Annotated in this window: 6 protein-coding genes and 2 pseudogenes; 7 read left to right on the forward strand and 1 reads right to left on the reverse strand. The window is 66.6% G+C overall.

Features of this window, described 5'->3' with window-relative positions:
* Nucleotides 1–147: 147 nt before the first annotated feature.
* The 6 genes from DCO49_RS18650 to DCO49_RS18680 all read left to right on the forward strand — a co-directional run bounded on the left by DCO49_RS18650 (nucleotide 148) and on the right by DCO49_RS18680 (nucleotide 6,600).
* Nucleotides 148–534: a RidA family protein gene (locus tag DCO49_RS18650; protein WP_025874214.1), complete on the forward strand. Its 387-nt coding sequence runs from the start codon at nucleotides 148–150 to the stop codon at nucleotides 532–534.
* Nucleotides 535–541: 7 nt separating this feature from the next.
* Complete coding sequence (gene recG, locus DCO49_RS18655; protein WP_116865262.1) at nucleotides 542–2,653, forward strand: ATP-dependent DNA helicase RecG; 2,112 nt, start codon at nucleotides 542–544, stop codon at nucleotides 2,651–2,653.
* A gap of 422 nt (nucleotides 2,654–3,075) precedes the next feature.
* A complete protein-coding gene (locus DCO49_RS18665) occupies nucleotides 3,076–4,014 on the forward strand; it encodes a nucleoside hydrolase (protein WP_116865263.1) in 939 nt (312 codons plus the stop codon).
* Nucleotides 4,015–4,102: 88 nt separating this feature from the next.
* Entirely contained in the window at nucleotides 4,103–4,345 is a 243-nt protein-coding gene (locus DCO49_RS18670) for a type B 50S ribosomal protein L31 (RefSeq protein ID WP_079223041.1), read from the forward strand.
* Between the two features lie 296 nt (nucleotides 4,346–4,641).
* The gene (locus tag DCO49_RS18675) at nucleotides 4,642–5,919 is read left to right on the forward strand and encodes a citrate synthase (protein ID WP_116865264.1); all 1,278 of its coding nucleotides are present in this window, start codon (nucleotides 4,642–4,644) and stop codon (nucleotides 5,917–5,919) included.
* 315 nt (nucleotides 5,920–6,234) lie between these two features.
* Nucleotides 6,235–6,600, forward strand: coding sequence for a NirD/YgiW/YdeI family stress tolerance protein (locus DCO49_RS18680; RefSeq protein WP_116865265.1), 366 nt, complete (start codon nucleotides 6,235–6,237; stop codon nucleotides 6,598–6,600).
* Nucleotides 6,601–6,733: 133 nt separating this feature from the next.
* On the opposite strand, the pseudogene DCO49_RS18685 reads toward DCO49_RS18680, so the two are convergent.
* Nucleotides 6,734–7,040: pseudogene (locus DCO49_RS18685) on the reverse strand (hypothetical protein).
* Between the two features lie 487 nt (nucleotides 7,041–7,527).
* Here DCO49_RS18685 and DCO49_RS18690 point away from each other — a divergent pair.
* A pseudogene (locus DCO49_RS18690) lies at nucleotides 7,528–8,197 on the forward strand (hypothetical protein); the annotation flags it as partial.

Raw genomic sequence — 8,197 nt, forward strand, 5'->3', positions numbered from 1 at the left:
CGGCGAGCGCGCAGCGCGGCATGAATCAAATGCAGCCGGGCATGGCCCGGCGCTACCGAAGCGGCGCGGTAGCTCCACGCCATGCGTGGGTGCACCCCCACCCGGTACAATCACCGCTCTGTTTTCCCCCAACGCACCGGAGCGACCATGTCCCGCCAGATCATCAACACCGAAAAGGCTCCTGCCGCCATCGGCCCGTACTCGCAGGCCGTGCGCGCCGGCAACACCGTGTATTTCTCCGGCCAGATTCCGCTGGACCCGGCCACCGGCGACATCGTCGGCGTGGGTGACGTGGAAGCGCAGGCCCGCCGCGCCTTCGACAACCTCAAGGCCGTGGCCGAAGCCGCCGGTGGTTCGCTGGACAAGGTCGTGCGCCTGGGCCTGTACCTGACCGACCTGGCCGAATTCGCCAAGGTCAACGCGGTCATGCAGGACTACTTCCAGGCCCCGTTCCCGGCCCGTTCCACCATCGAAGTCTCCGGCCTGCCGAAGGGCGCCAACTTCGAGGTCGACGCGGTGATGGTCATCGACTGACCCACCCGTGGCACGCAAGGCGGCGGTCACCCCGGCACTGTCACCGTCCGGCGAAGCATCCCTGGCGATGCTGGCGGGCGTGGGCCCGGCCGTGGCCGCCAAACTGCAGGCGCGTGGCCTGGCCACCCTGCAGGATCTGTGGCTGCACCTGCCGCTGCGCTATGAAGACCGCACCCGGCTGACCCGCATCGAAGACCTGCGCCCGGGCATGCCCGCGCAGGTGGAAGTGCGGGTCACCGCGGTCGAACGCGGCATGCGCTACCGGCCCATGCTGAAGGTGGCGGTGGAAGACGAAGGGCGGGGCACCCTGGTGCTGCGCTTCTTCCACTTCCGCCAGCAGCAGGTCGGCCAGTTCGCGGTGGGCAACCGGCTGCGCTGCTTCGGCACGCCCAAGCCCGGCCACCTCGGCCTGGAAATCGTCCACCCCAGCTACCAGGTACTGGGCCGCAACGACGATCCCGAACTTGGCGACCGTCTCGACCCGGTGTATCCCACCGTGGAAGGCGTCGGCCCTATGACCATGCGCAAGCTGATCAGCCAGGCCCTGGACCGCCTGCCCGAGGAAAGCACGCTGGAACTGCTGCCCACGGGCTGGCTCGACGGCCTGGGCCTGCCTTCGCTGCGCAGCGCGCTGCTGACCGTGCACCAGCCGCCACCGGATGCCGATCTGGCCGCGCTGGCCGCCGGCACCCATCCGGCGCAGCGGCGCCTGGCGATGGAAGAACTGCTGGCCCACCACCTCAGTCTGCGCCGCCAGCGCATTGCCCAGCAGGCGCACCATGCGCCGCCGCTGGCCGGCCCGGGCAAGCTGGCCAAGGCCCTGCTGAAGCAGCTGCCGTTCGCGCTGACCGGCGCGCAGGCGCGCGTGTTCAAGCAGATCCGCGAAGACCTCGCACGCCCCAGCCCGATGCTGCGGCTGGTGCAGGGCGACGTCGGTTCCGGCAAGACCGTGGTGGCCGCGCTGGCCGCCATGCTGGCGGTGGAGCAGGGCAAGCAGGTCGCCTTGGCCGCACCCACCGAGCTGCTGGCCGAACAGCACCTCAACAATCTTCGCGGTTGGCTGGAACCGCTGGGCGTGCGCGTCTGCTGGCTGGCCGGCAAGGTCACCGGCAAGGCGCGCACCAAGGTGATCGAGCAGGTCGCCAATGGCGAAGCCCAGGTCGTGGTCGGCACCCATGCGCTGATGCAGGAAGCGGTGGTGTTCCACGACCTGGCCCTGGCCATCGTCGATGAGCAGCACCGCTTCGGCGTGCACCAGCGGCTGGCCCTGCGTGACAAGGGGGCAGGCGCACACAGCGTGCCGCACCAGCTGGTGATGACCGCCACGCCCATTCCGCGCACGCTGGCGATGTCCGAGTACGCCGACCTGGATGTATCGGCCATCGACGAACTGCCGCCCGGTCGAACGCCGGTGCAGACCGTGGCGCTGAACAACGATCGCCGCCCCGAACTGATCGAACGCATCGCGTTGGCCTGCCAGGAAGGGCGCCAGGTGTACTGGGTCTGCACGCTCATCGAGGAAAGCGAAGAGCTGGATGCCACGCCTGCCCAGGCCACGTACGAATCGCTGCAGGCGCTGTTGCCCGGCGTGCGCGTGGGCCTGGTACATGGCCGGCTAAAGGCTGCGGAAAAGCTGGCCACGATGGTTGCGTTCAAGGCTGGCGAGATCGATCTGCTGGTGGCGACCACCGTGATCGAAGTGGGCGTGGACGTACCCAATGCCTCGCTGATGGTGATCGAGAACGCCGAGCGCCTGGGCCTGGCCCAGCTGCACCAGCTGCGCGGTCGGGTGGGGCGTGGTTCGGCGGTGTCGCGCTGCGTGCTGCTGTACCAGGCGCCGCTTTCGCAGATGGCGCGCGAGCGCCTGCAGACCATGCGCGAAACCAACGATGGCTTCGTCATCGCCGAGAAGGATCTGGAACTGCGCGGTCCCGGTGAACTGCTGGGTACCCGCCAGACCGGCCTGGCCGGCTTCCGCATTGCCGACCTGGCCCGCGATGCCGGCCTGCTGCCCGGCGTGCACGACCTGGCCGAACGCCTGCTGGCCCAGCAACCCGCGCTGGCCGACCGCGTGGTCAACCGCTGGATCGGCTCCGCCGTCCGTTACGCCTCGGCGTAAGCGGCGAAGGGGTCAGACCCCATTCCCGCGACGCTCATCCACGCATGGCGCGGCGCTACTTCGCGCTGCGCGCGTGAGTCGAGCATGGCTCGACTCTACAGACAGCCTTCTCGATCATTTTGTTCATCCACGCATGGCGTGGATCTACTGGTCACCGGGAAACTGTCGAAGGCGGAGTGGCTCCGGTTGCGGGGGCGTGAGCCGCATGGGTGCGGCGACCGAGCTTACAGGGACGCACTTGCAGCGTCCCCCGCAACCGGACCCACCCCGCCATCCCCCAGCCAACCAGCTTTTGACGTTGCTGTTGCCGTTGCTCCTGCCCCAGCGGGTGCAGGGCGCAGCCCTGCCGAACCCCAACCCCCCGTACTTGCAACGGTCATCAACCCGGTCCACACTTCGTTGCCGATCTGAAGACGGCAACGATGACCCACAAGATCCCGCTGTTGATCGACACCGACCCCGGTGTGGACGACGCCCTGGCCCTGCTGATGGCCTTCGCCGATGAACGGCACGACGTGGTCGCCCTGACCATCGCTGCCGGCAACGTCGGCCTCGAATACACCGTCCGCAACGCCCTCAAGCTCTGCGACGTCGTCGGCCGCACCGACGTGCCGGTGTTCGCTGGCAGCCCCGATCCGCTGCTGCACCCTTCGATGGATGCTGCCCACGTGCACGGCCGCGACGGATACGGCGACGTGGACCTGCCGCCGCCCAGCCGCCACGCCGAGGCCGAACACGCCGCGCTGGCCATCCTGCGCCTGTCGCACCAGTACGCCGGCGAGCTGATGCTGGTGATGCTCGGCCCGCTGACCAACCTGGCGCTGGCGCTGAAGCTGGACCCGACCCTGCCCCAGCGCATCAAGCGCATCGTGGTGATGGGCGGTGCCGTCACCTGCCACGGCAACATCACTCCGGCCGCCGAATTCAACATCGCCTTCGACCCCGAAGCGGCGCATGTGGTGTTCACCTCGTTCAAGCATCTGCTGGTGTCCGACTGGGAGGCCACTGTCGCCCACGGCCTGCCGCTGGAGCAGGCGGAGCAGTGGCTGAAGGCCGATTCCGACCGCGCTCGCTTCTACGAGCTGATCTCGCGCAAGACCCGCGCGCTGTCCGAAGACGCCAAGGGTGGCCGCTGGTACACCGCCGATGCGGTGGCCATGGCCTGGGCGCTGAACCCGGAAGGCCAGCTGCAGGTGGAATCGCGTCCGCTTAACGTGGAACTGAACGGTACGTTCAGCCGCGGCGCCACCATCGTCGACTGGAACCGCCAGACCGGCCAGCCGGACAACTGCGACCTGCTGATGGCCTACGACCAGGCCCGTTTCGAGGCCCTGGTCCGCCAGGCGCTGGGCGCCAATTGATCCCGATGTGCAGACACCGGTTGCCCCGCTCGGCAACCGGTGTTTATAATGCCGCTCTTGACCACCAGCCCACTTACGGTGTGAGCCCATGAAGGCCGATATCCATCCGAACTACCGCGACGTCGTCTTCGAAGACGTCACTTCCGATTTCAAGATCCTGACCCGCTCCACCATGGCGACCAAGGAAACCACCACCTGGACCGACGGTAACGAATACCCGCTGGTCAAGGTCGAAATTTCCTCTGCTTCGCACCCGTTCTACACGGGCAAGCACAAGGTGATCGACACCTCGGGCCGTATCGACAAGTTCCAGAAGCGCTACGCGCGCTGATCCGTCGATCCAGCTTCGAACCGACGGCCGCGCTTTGCGCGGCCGTTTGTTTTTGTCCGGCGCCCACCCAACAGGCGTTTGGAATGGCGGAACAGACCGTTCAGGGGATGGCGTCTTTGCCCATCAAGGCCGCTTGCCGGCAGGCTTGCCCCTGCCCGTCGTCTACGACTTCCGTCTAGCACCCGACAAATGCTGCTGTGCGATAATGGGCAGATCCCCGGCACAGGCCGAGGACGTCATTCACGTGCCTGACCAACGCGCTTGGGCAGGCGCCTTCCCATGAAGGAGCGCACACAGTGTCCGATCTTGATCAGGTCACGCTCAACGCCGGCGACACGTCGGTCGTTCTGCCCGTCATCAAACCCACCCTTGGCAACGACTGCGTCGACATTGCGAAGCTGACCAAGGAAACGGGGTTCTTCACCTACGATTCCGGCTTTACCGCGACGGCCAGCTGCAAGTCTGCCATCACCTACATCGACGGCGACAAGGGCGTGCTGCTGTACCGCGGCTACCCCATCGAACAGCTGTCGGAGAAGTCGAGCTACGTCGAAGTGGCCTACCTGCTGATCAACGGCGAGCGCCCGAGCGCCGAGCAGCTGAAGGCCTTCACCGATGAGCTGGCTGCCGAAGCCAATGTCGATGAGTCGATCAACACCCTGATCGGCAGCTTCGCCAAGGATGCCCACCCGATGGCCATCCTGACCGCCGCCATCGCGCAGCTGTCGGCCATCTACCACGACTCGTTGGACCTGTCCGACGCCGAACAGCGCCGCCAGGCTGCCGTGCGCCTGATCGCCAAGGTGCCGACCCTGTCGGCCCTGATCTACCGCCACGGCAAGGGCCTGCCGGCCAACAAGCCGGACACCTCGCTGGATTACGTCAGCCGCTTCCTGAAGCAGACCTTCGAGTCGGCGGATGGCCAGTACGATCTGAACCCGGACGTGGTCAAGGCACTGGACCTGCTGTTCATCCTGCACGCCGACCACGAGCAGAACGCCTCGACCTCGACCGTGCGCCTGGTCGGTTCGACCGGTGCCAACCCGTACGCGTCGGTCGCCGCTGGCGTCACCGCGCTGTGGGGTCCGGCCCACGGCGGTGCCAACGAAGCCGTGCTGAAGATGCTGGAAGAGATCGGCACTGCCGACAACGTCGAATCCGCCGTGGTCAAGGCCAAGGACAAGACCTCCGGCTTCCGCCTGATGGGCTTCGGCCACCGCGTGTACAAGAACTTCGACCCGCGCGCCAAGGTCATCGGCGTGATGACCAGCAAGGTGCTGGAACAGCTGGGCGTGCAGGATCCGCTGCTGGACGTGGCCGTGAAGCTGGAACAGGCCGCGCTGCAGGACGAGTACTTCGTCGCCCGCAAGCTGTACCCGAACGTCGATTTCTACAGCGGCATCATCTACAAGGCGCTGCAGATCCCGACCGAAATGTTCACCGTCATGTTCGCCCTGGGCCGTACCTCCGGCTGGGTGTCGCATTGGTTGGAACAGCAGGTCGACCCGGAAATGAAGATCGGCCGTCCGCGCCAGGTCTACACCGGCGCAGACGTGCGCGACTACCAGGGCTGATCGCCTGCGGTAGGTTGTGATGAAAACGCCCCGCATTGCGGGGCGTTTTTTGTGTGCGCGTGCGGTGAAAGAATCATCCACGCATGGCGTGGATCTGCTGGTGGTGGCGCCGGGCCAAGCCCGGCGAGCCAGCGGCCGCCGAAGATGCCGCCGGGCATGGCCCGGCGCTACCGCAGCTGTGGTTTACCCGTTGCTGTATGCACGGGCAGGCACCTGAATGAAAGGGCGGCCGCTTCACATGCTTTCGTACAAATTGCATGGGCGTCCGGTTGCGCAGAGAGCACGCTGATTGCGTCATTCACTGAGGACCCTGCCATGAAGCGACTTCTCCCCATCATCCTGGCCGTTGCGCCGTTCACCGCGCTCTCCGTTCCTGCCCATGCCCAGTACACCGGCCCCGGTGCCCACGCTGCAGTCACCACGGTGACCGAAGCACGCAGCCAGCGTGATGACCAGCCGGTGATACTGCGCGGCACCCTCATTGCGAAGGTGGGTCACGAGCGCTATCGCTTCAAGGACGCGACCGGCGAAATCGAGGTGGAGATTGATGACGACGATCTGCCACACCATGCGCCCATCAGTGCCGACACCGTGGTTGAGCTGCGCGGCGAAGTGGATACGCACCGCTTCAAGCCCACCGACATCGATGTCGACCACGTGCGCGTTGTGCCCGGCCCGTAACATGTGGCAGGTAGCGCCGGGCGATGCCCGGCGGGAGTGAGTCGGATCCCTTTGCACCGCAAAGGGATCTGACCCCAGACGTAATGCTCTGGCAGCTGCCAACCTTGGTTGGCACGCTCCGCCATGAAGCGGCTTACGCCGCCTGCAGCTGCACATGCCCATATTCGGCCAGCGCCCGGCACGCAAACAACAGCCCCTCGCGCGCGCTGTCACTGACCTGCACGCTGTCATCCCCATTCACGTCAAGGCTGGCCATCGGCGGCTTCCAGCTGGCGGATGCGCTGCAGGCAGATCAGCAGGGTAATGCTGTCGGCCCTGCGTGTGCCTGGAATCTGGGTGGCAAGCAGAGTGTCTTCCAGGGGGCCGGCCAGATCATCAGGCAAGCGCGCGGCGGCCTCACCCAAGGTGGCGTAGAGATAGGGGTATTTCGATTCGCTCATGGCGGCGACTTTATGCGTGTTGCAGAGGAGCCACCCCGCAGAAGGCGAGGGTGGCGGACGGTGCGTGGTTGCAATACCGGGGGCTGGTTCAGACTTGCCGGTGGGCACGAGGCCCCCACGCACTGCCCGCCACAAAGGAGCGGACGGATTGCCTGCCGACGCCGCGCACAGGGATGCACGACGCCGACAGACAAGCGTAAACAGCAAGCCAACCCACGGGATTGCAAGCCCGTGCCATCCATTGTCGGTGGCGTGCCCATGATGGGAAGCAATCGCCTGCAGCCCAATGAGAAAAGTGGGAAACTCGAAAAAATACGAGTTCTTGCAGGGGCAGCGCCGTCGCCGCCAAAGCAGGCTGATTCCGACAATCCGGGGCTGCGCGCGCCAAGATCGTGTGATTCAAGGGTCTCGCCGCGTTCACAAGCGTGCGCGCAGCCTCAGGACGCCCGCTGCACCCGCAGCACTGCCTACACGGAGCGTCCGTCCCATGAGTACCCGATTCGATCCGCCCGCGCGCGGCCCCCTTGGCGGCGATGTCGCCACGGTGGTCACTGCGCCCATCGTCGCGCCCGCCAGCGAAAGTGCTGTGTCGTGGGGCGCGATCTTTGCCGGTGCCGCCGCTGCCGCGGCGCTCTCGCTCATCCTGCTGATCCTCGGTGTGGGCCTGGGGCTTTCCTCGGTGTCGCCGTGGTCGTTTGAAGGCGTCAGCAAGGAAACCTTCGGCTGGTCCAGCATCGCGTGGCTCACCTTCACCGCTCTGGCTGCCTCCGGCCTGGGCGGCTACCTGGCGGGCCGCCTGCGCACCAAGTGGACGCAGATCCACGGCGATGAGACCTATTTCCGCGATACCGCGCACGGCTTCGTGGCGTGGGCGGTGGCTACGCTGCTGACGGCCGGCCTGCTGACCTCGGCCATTGGTGGCGTGCTGGGCGCGGGTGCCAAGGTGGCCGGAGCCACAGCAGGCGCTGCTGCTTCCACTGCGGGTGTGGCTGCCGCTGGGGCTGGAGCCGCTGCGGCCGGCGGCCCGGAAGGCGACCTCAACTACTGGGTGGATTCGCTGTTCCGCAGCGCCAGCGCCCCGGCCACCGATACTGCCGCCGCACCGCCGGCGCCGACCGCCGCGCCGATGGACCCCGCCGTACCGCCGCCGCCGGCTG

This window comes from Stenotrophomonas sp. SPM (assembly GCF_003105135.1).
Lineage (GTDB): Bacteria > Pseudomonadota > Gammaproteobacteria > Xanthomonadales > Xanthomonadaceae > Stenotrophomonas.